The following is a 17,284-nucleotide window of genomic DNA, read 5'->3' as shown; positions in this document are numbered from 1 at the left end:
ATTTGATTACGGCATTGCCTCATCATTTTGAAAAGATATATTATAGTTATATCGTTGCTGTAGCTACTACACTTAAGGAGAGAGCAATATGCCAATTGAACGTTTTCAAATCCAGGTGTCAGATGAAATCCTTGAAGACCTGAAATACAGGCTGGAACATGTCCGCTGGCCTGATCAATTAGAGGACTCTGACTGGGAACGGGGTACAGATCAGGGTTATTTACGGTCGCTCGTTACGTATTGGCGGGACCAGTTTGATTGGCGTGCCAGGGAAGCCGAGTTGAACCGCTTGTCACATTTTCGCTGTAACGTCGATGGAATCGATCTGCATTTCGTGCACGAGCGCGGCAAAGGCCCTAACCCGCAGCCGATTATCCTCACGCACGGATGGCCGGACAGCTTTGTACGATACGAGAAGATTATCCCTATGCTTACGGACCCTGAACGTTATGGCGGGAATCCCGAAGACTCCTTCGATGTCATTGTCCCTTCCGTGCCCGGATTTGGCTTCTCTAATGGCCTGAAGCACGTTGGTGTGAATAATGCCTATGTTGCTGAGCTGTGGGCCAGACTAATGACTGAACATCTGGGCTACCCGAAATTCGCTGCAGCAGGCGGGGATGTCGGCTCTGGTGTTACACGGTATCTGGCATTCAACCATCCTGAACTTCTTACCGGTATACATCTTACCGACATCGGTATCATCCGGAATCTTCTGACTGTCCAGGATAAATCGGCGTTGACTGAAGAAGAACTCCTGTACATCAAGGATACTTCGAAATGGATGGCTGATGAAGGCGGGTATATGTCGATTCAATCGACGAAACCACAGACGCTTGCCTACGGACTGAACGACTCACCTGTAGGATTAGCAGCTTGGATTATTGAGAAATTCCATGCATGGAGTGATTGCAAGGGTGATCTAAGGAACAGCTTTAGCGAGGATGAACTGCTTACGAATATTATGATCTATTGGGTTACTAATACGGTAGGGTCAACAGCGAATATCTATTATGAGAACACGCATACATTGCCGCCACTCGGGCGTATTGAGGTACCTGCCGGTATAGCTATTTTCCCTGGAGATGTCGCCTTGCCGCCGCGGGAATGGGCTGAACGCAATCTGAATATCACCCGGTGGACAACCATGCCCCGCGGCGGACATTTCACAGCTATGGAAGATCCGGCGCCTCTTGCGGAAGACATCCGTGAATTCTTCAGAGCATTAAGAGTATAAAAGATTTCACTACTTCACCAGCACAGACAGCTCGCCCTCAAAAACCTGATTGTCTGCGCTGGTGAAGGTTGATAATAACACTGTAACCAGTCCAGTTCCATTCCTCTTCTCTTCTGCTCCGGTCACTTCAACCATAGTGTACAATTCATCACCCGGATATACGGGCCGCATGAATTTAATGTTGTTCATCGCAGTTCCGGCAATAACCTCATCCCCATAACTTCCTGTCTCCACCCACAGCTTGAACGACACGGCTAAGGTCTGAATTCCTGAAGCGATGATTCCGTTGAACCGGCCTTGCGCTGCCTTCTCTTCATCCAGATGCATATATTGCGGGTCAAATTCACCAGCAAATCTGGTGATATCCTCTTTCGATAAGGTTAGCGTTTTGGTTCTAAATACTTGTCCGATATAAAATTCATGAAACCGCATCATTGCACCTCTTGAAGTAATTAAGTTCGTTTATTTTAGAGTAGGATTATATCACAGATCGTGAATTTTGGTTAGGCAGGGGTAAACTAATCATCGTCCGGTCTAATAATGCCCATATCTGTTCGGCCATCACTGAAGCTGGATAAGGCATAGAATTGCTAATCCACCATTCGAAAGAGCTTATTACAGCAGAAGCTAGAAACTGTACGGTTATTTCCTTGTTAAAATTTGGCCCGGAAGCGATTAAATCGAATTGTCTGCTAAGACTTTCCCGGACAACGACAAGCAAACGATTTCTAAAAGCAGGTACTCCCCGGTTTCTCAGCATCTTAGAATACAACCCGGAATTCTGTTCCAAATATTCAAAAACCCGAAGCAATGTGGATTTCGAAGTGAATTTACCGGTAACCTCACTGTCAGGCGCGCATTTGTCGATTAAGCGGTTAATTTGTTCTTCCAAACAATGATCAAGCAGATCATATTTATCTAGAAAATGTAAATAAACCGTTCCACGGTTAACATTGGCCAGCTCAGCAATTTTATTTACAGTGATATTTTCAATATCTGTTTCCGACATTAATGCTAAAAAAGCATCCATAATAGCCTGTTTGGATTTCTGTATCCGTCTATCCATATATTTCTCCTTCATGAGTCAGAATTGAACATTTCTAAGATGTGTGTTGATTAATCAACACAAGGGATCGCTTTGGGGATTGTACAATTCTCTGCTTTTTTGTAATGTGATTTTAACAAACAAACGTTGATTTTTCAACGAATGTTCAATAATACAAATGGAGGCTGCGCCATGAAAGCAATTGGTATAACCGGCTTTGGAATCCCTGAGTCTTTCGAAGAGTATGAACTAGCTGTTCCTGCAATTAAGGAAACACAAGTACTGGTGGAGGTGTATGCCTCCTCAATTAACCCTGGAGATAATCATTTACGTTCGGGTGAACTATTACAGAGCCCGGTAGGCGGGCAATTTACCATTCAATTCCCGTATTTTCTTGGAGGTGATGTTGCCGGTGTGGTAAGAGGTGTGGGTACCGGGGTACAGCACTTTAAAGCAGGTGACCGCGTTATGGGGATGGTCCGTGGAGGTTCTTATATGGATCAAGTGGCAGCAGATGAGGATACCTTAACGATGATACCGGACAATGTATCCTTCGAAGAAGCCGCTGCTGCGCCTACGGTAGCCTTGACGGCCTGGCAGGCACTTTTTGAGCACGGTAAGCTTCAGCCAGGTCAGCGTATTCTTATTCATGGGGGTGCCGGTGGTGTTGGACATGCAGCCATTCAACTAGCCAGACATTATGGTGCTTATGTAATTGCAACTGCAAGAGAGCATAATCATGGCTTTGTCCTGGGTTTAGGCGCAGATGAAGTCATTGACTATTATTCACAACCGGATTTCGTGACAAGGTTATCCGCACCTGTAGATATAGTTCTTGATACAGCTATGCTAGGGAATAAAGAATTAGAAACTGGACTTCCAGGCGAGTTCGGGGATTACAGCTATGACATATTAAAGGATGGCGGAAAATATATTTCCATAACCTCATTCGGTATTGGAACTTATCCAGGCGTTCGCAATATTGACTCGCTATTTTTCCGTGCCCATCCAAATCAGGCTGACCTTAATGAAATTTCCACTCACATGCAGGAGGGGAAGCTCAACATTCATGTAGACCATAGGTATCCATTTACCACTCAAGGTTTATTTGAAGCGTACCGCACAAGCGAGAAACAACCCAGACGGGGAAAAATCGTGATTTCAAAAGAAATATAAAAGAAGGGCAGCTTCCCATTAAGAAGCTGCCCTTCTCTTTTAACTGCCCATGTCTGGCTATCTATACTGGATCTGCGTTTTACTCCAGACCCTGTTTCCCGTAACCAGTGAGATTCTCAACGACTTGCGGGTCGTAGTGGGAGAAAAATGCGCTTACGCCTGTATCGAGTGCTGCGATTCGAGCCATATCCTCCGGCGTCAGCTCGAAATCAAATACATTCATGTTTTCTTCCATTCGGTTTCGGCTAACCGTTTTGGGAATAACTACCACGCCTCTCTGAATCAAATAGCGCAACGCCACCTGGGCTGTGGATTTATGATATTGATCGCCCACCGTTTGTAAGGTGGTGTTGGTGAACAAATTGTTTTTCCCTTCTGCAAAAGGACCCCAGGATTCAATCTGCGTATGGTATTTCTCCATGATTTCCTGAGCTTTGACCTGCTGGTTGAAGACATGGGTCTCCACCTGATTGACGGCCGGCACCACTTCAGTAAACTGCACAAGGTCGATATATCTGTCCGGATAGAAATTACTTACACCAATGGCTCTGAGGGTACCGGCCTTATACAGCTCTTCCAGTGCCCGGTACGTTCCATAATAATCTCCAAACGGCTGATGAATCAGGACCAGATCCAAATAATCCAGCTGCAGCTTTCGCAGGGACTCTTTAATAGAGGCTTTAGCTTGTTCATAGCCTGCATTAGAGATCCATACTTTGGTTGTGATAAACAATTCTTCCCGGGGAACTCCACTCTTTTTGATAGCACGGCCTACGGCTTCCTCATTCCGGTATGCTTGTGCGGTATCGATGGAACGGTAGCCCACGCTTATGGCATCCAGCACACATTTCTCACATTCCGCCTGATCTGATATCTGATAGACTCCATAGCCCAGAATCGGCATTTGTACTCCGTTGTTTAAGGTTACATACTCCATTCGTAATTCCTCCTAAGTTTATGGTTACAAGCGGTTTTATCCCCGTCTGATTAGTGCCGGTTATTCACCAGCCGGAAAGTCCGTAGAGGCAGCCAACTCCGTCTGCTTCTCGAAATCAGCAACTCGTTTCTTGAGGGTCGAAAGGGTGGTTGCCAATGCCTGGGAGCCTAACACCATACGCATCGGCGCAGGTTCTACGTCGACACTCTCAATCATGCGGGCAGCCATTCGTGCCGGATCGCCGGGAGCCAGCCCATTCGAACCGTCCAGCATGCTCAAAAAGCCGTGCGCAGGATTCCCCTCATATTCCGGCATTAATGAAGCAACCTGTGCGCTGCCATAGCGGAATTCGGTACGGGCGCCTCCCGGCTCCACCAGTGTAATACCGATGTTAAAAGCAGCGACCTCCTGGGCCACCGATTCACAGAAACCTTCAATGCCGAACTTTGTAGCATGGTACATCGAGTTTCCCGGGAAAGCAACCTGTCCGCCGTAAGAAGACAGCTGAATAATGCGGCCGCTGCCCTGAGCGCGCAGATGCGGAAGGGCGGAGCGGATCAGCTGGATCGGGCCGGTCAGATTCGTGGCGATAATATGATCCACCTCAGCGTCAGACAGTTCCTCGGCTGCGCCGAACAGACCGTAACCTGCGTTGCTTACGATCACGTCGATCACTCCGGATTTGTCAAAAGAATCATCGACCAGCTTCCGGATGGCAGGAACATCGGTCACATCCAGCAGCTCGCATATGAAAGTATCGGGATAATTCTCAATAAGACCGGCTACCTTATCTTTGTTGCGGACCGTTCCGATTACCTTATCGCCTTTCTCTAGGAGCTGCTGCGTCATCACATAACCAAAACCGCTGCTGACACCGGTAATCAGCCATGTTCTTTTTTGCATAATCATTCAATCCTCCTGTACACTATGATTTCGCGGCTGCTTCATTCACACACCGGAGCGCGTTCAGACTGCGCGGATAACCGATGAAAGGCAGGCATTGAGAAATGACCTTGATCAAGAACTCCTTATCATTTCCAAGCCTGAAATTTGCTGCGGCATGACTGGTTGCCTGCGGTTCACATCCGCCTTGGGCATACAGGAAGCAGAAGGTAATCATCTCTCGTTGTTTGAGGTCCAGTCCCTTCCGGGTGTAGTAATCGCCGAAGCAATTCGCTGCAAGCCATTGATTGATGTGCCGGCTCTCCTCCGGGCCTGATTTCCAGAATTCCTGCATGCTCTCGCCAAAAATATCCACCTGCGCCTGAATCCCCGCTTCAAGACGCGTTTCCATAGTTGTTGTGGCCTGCCCCGGTAGAGGAAGCTCCACACCTCCGGCAGTTAATACATCATTCAGCACATTCAGGAAGGGTAGAACTCTGCCAATGCCGAGATAAGCGACGGACTGATAGACAATTTCCTTGGCCTCCACCGGTGTAACGCCAAAGTTCAGGGCTGCTGGCAGCATAGCTTTGAACTCATCAATTCCCTGACAGCCGATTAATACAGATAGAATGGCCATCACACGGGTCCGGTCATCCAAATCATCCTGATGAACTACTTCATCGAATGCAAAATTATCAAACCGCTCAATAAACTCGGGATCTGTTACCTCAAGCTTGGATTCATAGCCCGGGAACATTCTTTCATGGTATTTCTTTGCGGCTTCTGTAATGTCCATAGTGTGCTCCTCCTGCTCATTTCTAGACTCTTCTTAATCTCCTGCTAAAAAGGGTCAACCAAACAAGTTGGCTAACCCTTTATTTACAATTGGATTCATGTCTATTATTATACTCGCGTCTCTTTATAATACAATTTATGATTTCGCGTAAAAAGTACAATACTGTACTAATTTAACGACATTGTCTATTAAATATTAACTTTCAGGTACAGTGCCAATCTCCAGTCGTTGCACCGGATCATCGTCCCTAAAGGATATTCAAAATCACATTCACCCATTAATGTGAAGCCCAGCTTACGGCAAATGGCGTTTGAAGCAGAATGGATGACTTTGGGAAAAGCATGAATATACCTGTGCTTCTGTTCTGAATGGATCATAGCTATGGCCTTAAAGGTTGCTTCTGCAGCTATGCCTTGTCCCTGATAAGCAGTTAACACGCTCCATCCCAGCTCATACACCGGCTCCCCTTGCCAAGTCCGATCCCAGTAGCCCACACTGCCGACAACTTCAAGCTCTGGCAGCAAGAGGATCTTGAACATTCTCCCTGTTCCAGTTCCGGCAATCTCACAGTAACGTTTATGACGGGACTGGAGCTTCTCCTCCGTTTCCGGTCCTCCAAGGAACACAGTCATCTCGGGAGAATTCAATTGCTGCAGCAATCCGAAATCTCCGGCATCCCAAGGTTCAATGCCTACCTCAGGCCTTTTCTTCTGTTCTGTCATTACAACACACACCTCCACATATTAATGCTGACGGGCCCTAAGCTTCTATTATACGATTGGATAAAAAAAAGCCCGAGGGATTAACCTCCGGCAGCTCCTACCATAATAAACCGTACTTTAGACTGAATCAGCATATTGTTGTACGGATTACAACTTTGATTGGGGGATATCCGGGTGCATTGGAGGATTGTTGTATAAAATACAAGAATTATTCCACTAAGCCGCTGGGAAGCGAAGAAATGCTGCATTTCATACAACAATGGCGGATTGGCGCCAGAAAAATGAGCAAATTGTTGTAATTTGTGCAGGATTTTTCAATGATATTGGATCTTCACCACTTACCAGGGCAGCGTATTACCGGCATAGTCGATCAGAGTGAGCTCTTCCTGCCCGTAATCCGGCTTCAGGCGATTCTCTATCTGCTGCATAATAGATTCTGCAGATTCATCAGCCGTGAGGCTTCCGGTTGTATCCAGCTGGCCTTGCATATAAGTCTGGACATGTCCGGGATGAACAACCATTACTTTGCCGCCCTGCGCTGAAATCTGATTATGAATCAGCTGAGACTGCATATTAAGCGCAGCCTTGGACATGCAGTAAGCGTACCAGCTGTTGCGCCAGCAGGTTCCAATACTTCCTGCTTCTGATGAAATGTTGACGATCAGCTTGCTGTCACTCCGGAGAATAGATTCGATTAAGCCGTTCGACATCCGCAGCGAGCCTAGTGTGTTCACCCGGAAGACCTGCTCCATTTCTTCGAAATCCAGCGTATCCTGAACCGTCATCTTCATATCACCCAGAATGGCCCCGTTGTTAATCAGTATTTCCACCCGGTCCGTGCAAGCTGCTATAGCCTCCACTGCTTGTTGGACACTATCCCCGTCGCTTATATCCAGCGTCAGCACCTGCAGCTGCTGATCATAAACTGTCTTCAGTTGCTCCAAGTGTTCATTGTTCTCCTGCAGATATTGCCCGGCAAACACATGATAACCCTGCTCAAGCAGTGCCTTAACCAGACTCAGTCCAACCCCCCGGTCAGCACCCGTAACCATAGCCCATCGATTCTCCAACAGGCTCACCTCCTGCCCTAGTTTCACATAGCTAAAATACATTACACCAGTTGATTATACGAGTCCAGACATGGCATATCCATAACTGAATGCCTGTAATTCATGTAATAATGTCCGCAAAATAATGTCCGCGCAAAAAAAACGGAAGCCGGGTAATTGCAGCATTACCTCGCTTCCGTTCTTCTAATCTTATAGTACCCCGTTCACTTAATAACCAGCTCCTGCCCGACAGCAACAACCTTATCCGGCATCCGGATCTCCTTGATGACTCCGTGCTCCAGCCTGATTTGCCGTTCGGCCAGTTCCCCGACCTCCGGCGCATGGGTCACCATAATAATCGTGTGCCCTTCCTGATGCAGCTCCTGGAACAGATCCAGCACAATCTCTTCATTAGCCTCATCCAGGTTCCCTGTCGGCTCATCGGCCAGAATCAGCGCCGGGTAATTGATCAGCGCTCTGGCGATACATACCCGCTGCTGTTCCCCGCCGGACAGCTGGCGCGGCAAATGCTTGGCGCGCCCTTCCAGACCTACTCTGGCCAGGGCCGCCGCTGCCTCCTTCTCGTCAGGCATACTGTGATAGTACTGGGCAACCATAACATTCTCCAGTGCCGTAAGATGCGGGATCAGGTGAAACTGCTGGAAGACCAGTCCGATTTTATCTTTGCGGATCTCCGTCAGCTTCCTGGAGCTCATTGAGCTGGTGGCTATGCCGTCTATCTTCACCTGGCCGCTGCTTGGTTTGTCCATAAGACCGATCATATTGAGCATCGTGCTCTTTCCTGAACCGGAGGAGCCCATGATCGACAGCCATTCCCCCGGCTCCACACTGAATGTGATATCCTTCAAGGCATGCAGACTGCCATATTTCTTACTCACTCCGGAGATTTCCAGAATACTCATTATCCTTGCCCCTTTCTGCCTTATTCCCCTTTGAGTACTACAGCCGGCTCAATACCGATGACGGATCTGAGCGGAATCAGCGAAGCCAGACCGGCTACCAGCAGCGCAGTAACCGTGACAAGCGGAATGACTGCCCAGCGGAAGGATATAGAGGAATGGAATACACTTTGCCCGATGACCTGGGCCAGGAAATAGCCGAACACCAATCCTACAAGGGTTCCTGCCAGCGCCAGCACCCCGGCTTCGCTCAGAAACTCCAGAGACAGAGCTTTATTCTGGGCGCCCAGCACCTTTTTCAGGGCAATTTCCTGTTTGCGCTCCATCACCATCGTCATCATCGTGGTGGCTACGCATAGTAGAGTAGATAAGAGAATAATGATCACGACGATATAGACCAGCGAGCTGATTTTGTCCAGCATGACCGTCTCAGAACCGGAAATCTGCTTGATCGGACTAAGCTTCATATGTGGATAGTTCTGATTGACCGCTAAGGCTGCTGCATCCAGTCCCTCCCCGGTAATACTGAAGTATGCCGCATTTGCTTGGCCTTCCTGATGAAACAGCTTCTGGGCATCTGCTAGATTAATGAAAATTTGATTATCCTCTGTCCCGCCGCTGCTGATCGTCCCGGTTACCGTAACCTTCTGCTCGTTACCTGAGACTTCATCCTGAAGCGGAAGCACCGTTCCGATCTTGTAGCCCAGCTTCTCGGCTAAGTCCTTCCCGACTAGCACGGTACCGGAGGCATTCCGGTCTGTGTCCATAGTTCCGGTAATTTCCCAGTAGGGTGTGATCTTCGGAATCTGATCGAACCAGGTACCGACAACCACCAGTCTGCGGGAATTGATCTTCACCAGACCATAGAGGTTAGACGTATATCCGACGACATCCTGCTGCGGGAATATACCGGCAATCTCCTCTGCAGTACTCTCTGGAAATACCTTGTTCTGCGATTCGGACGTTGGCGTGAGGATCAGATTCGCGCCATACGAGCGGAATTCCATCCCCATCTTGATATTGATATCATAATACACGCTTAGCAGGCCCGAGATTACCGCGGTTCCGACAATGATAGCGAATAGCGCAATTAACATTCTTGATTTCCGCAGTTGAAAGGAGCTGATCAGCATTCTAATGAACATCGTTGATTTGCGCATACTTATCTCCCGCCCCTCATTACATTAGCTGGCTGCAGACGGATAACCATCCGCATGGCCGAGAAGCTTCCGGCCAGGGTGAGCAGCACGGAGAGCAGCAGGACAAGCGGCAGAACCAGTCCTTTGAACGAAAGTGAGGTATCGAATACAGTGCGGTCTATAATCTGGGCGAAACCAAGTCCCGCACCGTAACCGAGGAGTCCACCCGCAAGCCCGGAGATAACGGCTTCCATCACAAATAACAGCAGTACGGCGGAGCTCTGTGCCCCCAGCGCTTTCATGAGGCCGATCTCCTTGCTTCTTTCCAGCACTTTAGTTGTCATCAGGCCGGAGATTCCGAGACCGGAACTGATTAACGCAGCAGCTGTAAGAATGAACATCAACAGCTGGATTTTGGTCAGAATCATCCCTTCGGATTCAGCAACCTGCCGGATGACCTTAGCTTCCGTACCAGGCAATGCCTTCTCAATCTGATAGGCAATCGCACTGACATACGCGGTGCAATACCAGGTCTCATAATCCTTCGCGGACAGCCGGTCCGGATTCAGCGCCGCCCTGCGGGCCAGCTCGTTCTCCGGGGTGGTCAGCGCACTTACTTCAACTCTGCCTACCTTGCCGGCAAGACCGGTTGTCTGCTGCAGTGTGCTGAGAGAGACGAAGATTTTGTCATCATCCGTTCCTCCGCCGCTTAAGATTCCTGCTACTTTCAGCGGTACTCTCTTGCTGACACCGCCAGCTTCAATATTGACGTCCACGGTCTGTCCGGGTGTTAACCCAAGCTGTCCAGCCAGGGCTGAACCTACAAGCGCAGTGCTGCCGTCATCGTCCTTCACCCAATCTCCATCCACCTGCCACCATGTTTTGAGCTGCCGGATGCCTGTGTTAATCTGTTCCCCCGTAGGAAGATCCAGATCTTTATTGAACCAGGTGCCGACCACCGCTACAGGATGGTTCACGTTATCCAAGTTGGCGGAAGCCTCCAGATACGGAGTAAAGGCTACTATATTATAGGCCCAGAAGATCGTCTTGATCTTGGGCAGCTCTTGCTCATCAATGAACTCTCTGTCGGCCAGCGGATTGAAGTCCACTCCGTCGATTTCCGCAGGCAAGGCATCCATTTTCGGGAGAACCTGCAGGTTGGCGCCGTAGGTTTTGAGTTCCCGGTTCATTTTATCGCCGACATCCAGAGATACGTTCAGCATAGCCGTCGCAAGGGACGCTCCGAAGGCAATGGTGACAATGAGCAGAATCTTGCCCTTGAAGCCCACAGTAAACGCTTTGGCGAGCATTCGAACAAACATATTCCCATCCCCAATCTAATAGCAACGTCATCGCTTAATGCTGGAAAAGATCCTCCTGATGAAACGTAGCGGTTTCCTTCTCGAGGTCACTGCTGGCAATAACGAGATTGCCTTTATCCATGTGATAGGCCAGCGGGATCGGATTACAGCCGCCCTCGAACCCGATGGTCGGAATATTCATAATGACATCGCATTTCCGGCAAATGACCTTGTTCCCCTTCTGATAGTATCCTGATGATCCGCAGATTTTACAGGCATCGAAGCCGATCCCGTACATCGTTTCGGACTTGCGGATAATAATGAAGCGTACAATCGTACCATCTGCGGCGGTGTATCCGAATCTGTGCAGATTCCGGTCATCTACTGAAGCTTGCGGAATCACGATCTGGTGGCTGGCATCAGGAGTAACCGGCTCTGCCGGAGACAATTCGATGACTTGGTTTGCCAGCACCGCCTCAACACTGAGTAAAGCAGGAACAAGCACCATAAGAGCGGCAATGGCTGCCAGCCAGCGCTTGTCATTGCGTACCCGGGCTTTGAATTTGCGCTGGACTGCAGGATTCCACGTCTCCGACAGCTTTTCTTGTCTCCGGATAAACGACAATAAGACCGTTACGGTCCAGATAAAAGAAGCTCCCAGCAATACATACAGGTATTTATCCATGTTGTTAATGATCGGCACCAGAATTTTCATCGTCAGCGGAGTTAACGGGAAGATCCCTCTGGCGAACAAAATTTGCGCAACAGTAAACAGCTGGTTAAGCATCATCGCGGACAGAAGCAAGACACTTCCAGCCACAGAGCTGCGGGCTGAAAGTGTTCGTGTGCTTCTTAGAAAAGACAGGCCGAACATTAAGCTGCATACCAAGCCGAGTAAGCCGCCAGTGAACGTAAGAATAAGCTCCGTGTTGACTACACTGTATGTCTGGATGAAGATGCTGCTTGGAAACTGCAGAATGCGCATCACGGGCAGCACGGTCAGGCAGACAGCGGTGAGGAAAATGAATACAGTCCTCGAGCCGCCTCTGCCCCACAGCAATTGTGCTGCATTGTTCTTCCGGGCGTGAAGCTTTCTTTCCCTGAGCACCCAGATTAGCAATGCAATCTCCAGGATGAAGGACACAGCCATGGTCCAGCCGGTGAAGCTTTCTTTCTTCGGACCGGACCATTTCAGCAGGTATAGTACTGCCCAGCTGATAACGGCTGAAGCAGCTGTCCCGGAATAGATCCATTTGCTGAAGCGGCTGTTTCCGGTATGGCGGAGCCATACAATAAGAACGGATATAATCAGCGCGATCTCAAAACCGTTGCTGAGTGTAATCACAGTAGCTTTTAACATGTCTTCCTCACCACACTATTCTCCGATTGAGCTTGCGAAGGTTCGTTCCGGTCCGGCTTACCAGGTTCTTGGTACCCAGGAGAATTCCCAAGTCAAGTCGATCGGCTCCTGCCAGAAGCGGCCGGTAACCCCAGTCGCATCATCCGTGTGCAGCAGATAATCCATTTTCTCGGGTGATTCTACTACATAGTTCAGAACATAAGTACCTGCGCCCGGCAGTTTAACGTTAGCTCCATAGTGCGCGCCGTCCGAAGCATTCATCGGCATGAAGGTGCCTTCAGAGACAACGGTGTCTGTATCTTTGGCTTTGATCTGATAATGAACAGTCAGGTAAGGAATGAACTCGCCGATGCCAAAGCCCGTTTCATTCCCTTCGAGTGCAGCAATATCTGCTTCAAGGTGGAAGTCAGACTGTGCGGCTGGCAAGCCAGCTTTATCCATAGGCTCCATATCTACCGGCTGCAGGTACAAGGCGCCAATCTTAATGCCATCCACTTCCTGCTCTTCCCCAATCGGGAATTCTTCAAAAGCCGGCGCTTCATCCGCCGGAGCATTGACTGCCGTATTATTGCCTGATGCCGCGGCATTGCTGCTGCTGTTGTTGTCCGAACTACAACCTGCCATTATGGAAGACATTGCGAGTACAATTCCGGTAACCATCAATACATTTTTAATTTGTTTCATTCTCTGCACACCCCTGATTAATTATTTATTTATGAAGCATTGCAAACTACATCCTAACGCTTAGCCCTGTAAAGGCTTGCCTTGCGGTTTGACCGTTCCTTTGCGGGAAGAGATCAGGTACCAGATTAGCCCTATGGCGGTAGCCAGAAGCAACAGGCCTTGCGCCGATAAGCTCTCGACCGTCGGATAGATTCCGAAGAAACTGATAATCGGGAATCCGGAGACCGAAGTTGCACTAATCATTGCTCCGGCTTGAAGCTCAGTGATGGCTTCCCCGGCGAACACGAAGGCCAGATAGTACATCAGAATGCTGGTTCCGATGAAGAACGGCTTCAGCGGAATCCGCAAACTTCCAAGCCGGATCACCAGGAAGATGACGACCAGCGCCAAGGCGCCTACCAGAATTCCCAGCCCGATCATGCTGATTCCTTGTTTGTCTTGTCCAGTCACTAGAGCCTGGTAGAAAAGCACAGTTTCTGCGCCTTCTCTGTATACAGCAAGAAAGGCTGCAAGCCACAGAGTTACCGTGTTACCTGTCGTAATGGATGTCTGAATCTTGCCTTCGATGTAATTTTTCCACCGTTTGGCATCCGCTTTGCCGATTAACCAGAAGCTCATCGAGAACAGCACGGCGACGGCCAGCAGCATCGTAATCCCTTCCAGGTTCTCCTGGCTGGCTCCGCTGATGTTGAATAAATATTTGAGCCCGATGGCAGTCAGCACGCTTGCCCCCAGTGCCACTAATGCGCTCTGATAGATAATCTTAACCTTGTCCTTATTGCCTGACTTGAGCAGATAAGCAATGATCGCGGCGATGACCAGAATCGCTTCAATACCTTCGCGCAGGATAATGACCAGTGACGATAAGAAAATACCCCATGGTGTACTATCGGACTTACTCAGCGTTGCCGCATCCTCCTGCAGCATGTCTACCAGCTCGGACATCTGCTGATTGACCTGGGCCTTGCTCGCCCCTGCCGTCATAGACTTCCGGATCTGGCGGAACTCTTCCTCAATGAGGGCATTCCGCTTCGATGAAATATTATATTTCACCGCCTTCTCCATCTGTCCGGCTTCATAGGGGCCATAATACGCATTATTGACCTGATTCTTGGCCTCTGCGACATCCCCGCTTACATAAGTCTTCAGCGCTTGCTGCAAAGTGTCATCTATCTGTTCTACCACCTTGCGCCAATTGCCGTCCGCTGCATGAGCTTGACCTGGAATGATCAATAACATCAGCAGAAATACTGCCAATACAGTCCGCCAAAAACGACCCTGCAACCGAATCCCCCCCACTAGTAGTCAACGTAAAAGTTAACCCTTAACTATTGATAATGATTATCACTTTCATTCTTGTGCTTTAGTGTAATGAATAAGTCATAGCAAAAATATGATATTTGTCATTTCTATTTAGTTTTCATCCATTTATAGACAAAGTGTAAAACAAAAAAGAGTGTTCAAGAAGCGTAATACGCCTTTTGGACACTCTTCGTGTGCATTTACCTTCATTTATCCGGTGACAGCCCTTCGATGACCTTGTCGATATTCCATTGAATCATCTTAATGTAGGTGTCGCCGTCTTCCCCTTTTTTAGCTAAGGAATCAGTGAAGATCTTAGAATGTATAGGCACTCCTGTCTCATTAGAGATGGTCTCCATCGTCTTGGGGTTCACGCTCGTCTCCAGGAATAATGCAGGCACCTGATTCTCTTCAATAATACTAATGATCCGTTTCATTTGCTCCGGCGTCCCTTGGCTGTCCGTATTAATCTCCCAGATGAAAGCCGATTCGAAGCCGTAAGCCTTCGAGAAATACTTGAATGCCCCTTCGCTGGTAACGAGAATCCGTTGTTCCTGCGGGATCTTATTTACTTCCTCTTTGGCGTATTGGTCCAGCTTATTCAGTTCCTCCACGTAGGCGGTCTGATTGTTAAGATAATACTCCTTGTTGTCCGGGTCCTGTTCAATTACACGTTTGGTGATCACATCCACGTACTTAATGGAATTCTGGATATCCAGCCAGGCATGAGGGTCCACTTGCGTTTCCTTGCCTTTTTCAGTCAGGTACATCGGGGTCACTTCATCGGAGACAGCAAAGGCAACCTCGTTCTTGTTCGTCACCTTCAGCAGGTCCTGGAACCAACCTTTTCCCGTCTCCAGATTCAGGCCGTTATAGAAAATCAAATCTGCGCTGGACACCTTGCCCGTATCGGCAGGTAATGGATCATACATATGCGGGTCTGTTCCGATGGGAACCATACTGTATACTTCAGCTTTGTCCCCGACAATATTCTCGGTCATATCCGCGATGATGGAGTACGTGGCAACAATCTGCAGCTTATCCTCACCCGCTTCCCCCTCATTAGTATTAGAACAAGCAGTGAGCAGTGAGATCAGTACGATAAATGATAGCCATTTGAGTTGTTTCATCCTTGCTTCAGCCCTTTCCTTAAGAAATTATTTTTGGGTGACAGTATGAAGGAGCCCGCGAACAGGCTCACACCCACCAGTACTATCGTGGCACTTGTCGGGAGATTAAAGCCAAAGCTGAGATACACACCTACAATTCCCGATACCGCACCCACCGCAGAGGCTAATACAATCATGTGGATCAGCGTATGGGTCCATAAATAGGAGGTGGCTGCCGGGATCACCAGCATCGCAATGACCAGCACAATCCCCACTTGCGATAACGAGGATACCGTAACTACAGACAGCAGCATCATCAGCAGATAATGGTAGAAGCCTGTTTTTAAACCATAAGCCTTGGCAACTACCGGATCGAACGAACTGATCAGCAGCTCTTTATACAGCAATACAATAATGGCAATCACAACGAGCATGATGATGAAAGATTGCGTTAACTCAGACTGCGGAACAGCGAGGATATTCCCGAACAGAATATGAGTCAGATCCAGACCGCTTTTGGCAAAAGTAATGAGGACAATCCCCAGGGCGAAAAATGAACTGAGTATAATGCCGATGGAGGTGTCGCTTTTGATCGTACTGCGGCTTGTAATGAATTGAATGAGGATGGCGGCTAACAGGCCAAACAGGGATGCGCCCAGCAGGATGTTGATCCCCAGTATGTAGGACAAGGCTACACCAGGCAGTACAGCATGAGATAAAGCGTCGCCCATCAGCGACATCTTCCGGAGAACAATGAAGCTGCCCAGCGCCCCCGATACAATGCCCAGGATGATAGCGGATAAGCCGGCGTTAAGCGCGTAGACCGGGATGTTGAACAAGTCTGACATAACATTAATCATGTTCGGCCCCTCCTGCCCCTTTGATGATCACATTGCCCAAGGAGGCACCATATGCTGCGCGGATATTGCCGGTAGTGAAGGTATCTTTCACATCTCCAAAGGCGATCAGTTTTTTATTCAGGATAATAATTTTGTCAAAATACTCTTCCACCTCATGCAGATCATGGTGAACGACGAGAATGGTTTTCCCCTCTTCACGCAGTTGCTTCAGCAGATTCACAATAATCTTCTCACTGACCATATCGATGCCGACAAACGGTTCATCCAGGAAAAAGACGTCCGCTCCCTGGGCGAGTGCCCGGGCAATAAAGACTCTTTGCAGCTGGCCGCCGGATAAATTGCTGATTTGTTTATTCGCTAGGTCGCTTATGTCCACCATCGCCATACATTCTTCGGCCCGTTCCCGCTCTTTCTTGCCGGGTCGCCGGAAGATTTTCAAGTTCGGGTACGTTCCCGTCAGCACCGTATCCTTCACCGTGATTGGAAACGTGAGATCAATATCGTTTTTTTGCGGCACGTAGGCAATCTTCCGTTTGTACTCCGAAATATCCCTGCCCTCAACCCTGACCGAGCCAGTTCTCTTCTTAATCACTTCTAATAAAGCCTTAATCAGTGTTGATTTCCCTGCGCCATTCGGTCCGATGATACCCACCGTATGCCCGAAGGGGATCGAGAGATTTACATTCTCCAGTGCAGAATTGCCGAAATAATCAACGTTCAGGTCTTTAATCTCGATCATATACAAGCTCCTTATCTGTTAAT

18 protein-coding genes are annotated in these 17,284 nt (G+C 48.6%); 2 read left to right on the top strand and 16 right to left on the bottom strand.

Annotated features, from left to right (window positions below; translation table 11 throughout):
• Positions 1-88 precede the first annotated feature (88 nt).
• Positions 89-1,237: an epoxide hydrolase family protein gene (locus PBOR_RS17535; RefSeq protein ID WP_042213802.1), complete on the top strand. Its 1,149-nt coding sequence runs from the start codon at positions 89-91 to the stop codon at positions 1,235-1,237.
• A gap of 9 nt (positions 1,238-1,246) precedes the next feature.
• On the opposite strand, the gene PBOR_RS17530 is transcribed toward PBOR_RS17535, so the two are convergent.
• Both PBOR_RS17530 and PBOR_RS17525 read right to left on the bottom strand, forming a co-directional pair.
• A complete protein-coding gene (locus PBOR_RS17530; RefSeq protein WP_042213799.1) occupies positions 1,247-1,669 on the bottom strand; it encodes a MaoC family dehydratase in 423 nt (140 codons plus the stop codon).
• 46 nt (positions 1,670-1,715) lie between these two features.
• Positions 1,716-2,303, bottom strand: coding sequence for a TetR/AcrR family transcriptional regulator (locus PBOR_RS17525; RefSeq protein WP_042213797.1), 588 nt, complete (start codon positions 2,301-2,303; stop codon positions 1,716-1,718).
• Positions 2,304-2,474: 171 nt separating this feature from the next.
• Between PBOR_RS17525 and PBOR_RS17520 the strand changes: the two genes are divergently transcribed.
• A complete protein-coding gene (locus PBOR_RS17520) occupies positions 2,475-3,458 on the top strand; it encodes an NADP-dependent oxidoreductase (protein ID WP_042213795.1) in 984 nt (327 codons plus the stop codon).
• A 79-nt stretch (positions 3,459-3,537) separates the two neighbouring features.
• Here the strand turns inward: PBOR_RS17520 and PBOR_RS17515 are convergent, their stop codons facing one another.
• From PBOR_RS17515 to PBOR_RS17450, 14 genes are all read right to left on the bottom strand, one after another.
• Positions 3,538-4,395 (bottom strand): aldo/keto reductase, encoded by an 858-nt coding sequence (locus PBOR_RS17515; RefSeq protein ID WP_042213792.1) that lies wholly within the window; start codon positions 4,393-4,395, stop codon positions 3,538-3,540.
• A gap of 60 nt (positions 4,396-4,455) precedes the next feature.
• Positions 4,456-5,298, bottom strand: coding sequence for an SDR family oxidoreductase (locus tag PBOR_RS17510; protein ID WP_042219548.1), 843 nt, complete (start codon positions 5,296-5,298; stop codon positions 4,456-4,458).
• Positions 5,299-5,320: 22 nt separating this feature from the next.
• Complete coding sequence (locus PBOR_RS17505; RefSeq protein WP_042213789.1) at positions 5,321-6,076, bottom strand: carboxymuconolactone decarboxylase family protein; 756 nt, start codon at positions 6,074-6,076, stop codon at positions 5,321-5,323.
• 188 nt (positions 6,077-6,264) lie between these two features.
• Positions 6,265-6,798, bottom strand: a complete 534-nt coding sequence (locus tag PBOR_RS17500) for a GNAT family N-acetyltransferase (protein ID WP_042213787.1) — start codon at positions 6,796-6,798, stop codon at positions 6,265-6,267.
• Between the two features lie 338 nt (positions 6,799-7,136).
• Entirely contained in the window at positions 7,137-7,868 is a 732-nt protein-coding gene (locus PBOR_RS17495) for an SDR family NAD(P)-dependent oxidoreductase (protein ID WP_425415497.1), read from the bottom strand.
• Between the two features lie 203 nt (positions 7,869-8,071).
• On the bottom strand, positions 8,072-8,770 hold the full coding sequence (locus tag PBOR_RS17490; protein WP_042213785.1) for an ABC transporter ATP-binding protein: 699 nt from the start codon (positions 8,768-8,770) through the stop codon (positions 8,072-8,074).
• A 20-nt stretch (positions 8,771-8,790) separates the two neighbouring features.
• Positions 8,791-9,927, bottom strand: a complete 1,137-nt coding sequence (locus PBOR_RS17485; protein WP_042213783.1) for an ABC transporter permease — start codon at positions 9,925-9,927, stop codon at positions 8,791-8,793.
• 2 nt (positions 9,928-9,929) lie between these two features.
• Positions 9,930-11,228, bottom strand: a complete 1,299-nt coding sequence (locus PBOR_RS17480) for an ABC transporter permease (RefSeq protein WP_042213781.1) — start codon at positions 11,226-11,228, stop codon at positions 9,930-9,932.
• A 34-nt stretch (positions 11,229-11,262) separates the two neighbouring features.
• Entirely contained in the window at positions 11,263-12,567 is a 1,305-nt protein-coding gene (locus PBOR_RS17475; RefSeq protein WP_042213779.1) for a Fe-S-containing protein, read from the bottom strand.
• A gap of 57 nt (positions 12,568-12,624) precedes the next feature.
• Entirely contained in the window at positions 12,625-13,251 is a 627-nt protein-coding gene (locus PBOR_RS17470) for an iron transporter (RefSeq protein ID WP_099052474.1), read from the bottom strand.
• 60 nt (positions 13,252-13,311) lie between these two features.
• On the bottom strand, positions 13,312-14,508 hold the full coding sequence (locus tag PBOR_RS17465; protein WP_099052473.1) for an FTR1 family iron permease: 1,197 nt from the start codon (positions 14,506-14,508) through the stop codon (positions 13,312-13,314).
• Positions 14,509-14,759: 251 nt separating this feature from the next.
• Entirely contained in the window at positions 14,760-15,683 is a 924-nt protein-coding gene (locus PBOR_RS17460; RefSeq protein WP_042213776.1) for a metal ABC transporter substrate-binding protein, read from the bottom strand.
• On the bottom strand, positions 15,680-16,522 hold the full coding sequence (locus PBOR_RS17455; RefSeq protein WP_099052472.1) for a metal ABC transporter permease: 843 nt from the start codon (positions 16,520-16,522) through the stop codon (positions 15,680-15,682). The genes PBOR_RS17460 and PBOR_RS17455 overlap by 4 nt, the downstream gene beginning before the upstream one ends.
• Positions 16,515-17,258, bottom strand: coding sequence for a metal ABC transporter ATP-binding protein (locus tag PBOR_RS17450; RefSeq protein ID WP_281192356.1), 744 nt, complete (start codon positions 17,256-17,258; stop codon positions 16,515-16,517). The genes PBOR_RS17455 and PBOR_RS17450 overlap by 8 nt, the downstream gene beginning before the upstream one ends.
• Between the last annotated feature and the right edge of the window lie 26 nt (positions 17,259-17,284).

Origin of the sequence: Paenibacillus borealis, assembly GCF_000758665.1 — a bacterium.
In the GTDB taxonomy this organism is placed as follows: domain Bacteria; phylum Bacillota; class Bacilli; order Paenibacillales; family Paenibacillaceae; genus Paenibacillus_AQ; species Paenibacillus_AQ borealis.
This window is presented reverse-complemented; position numbering and strand designations above follow the sequence as displayed.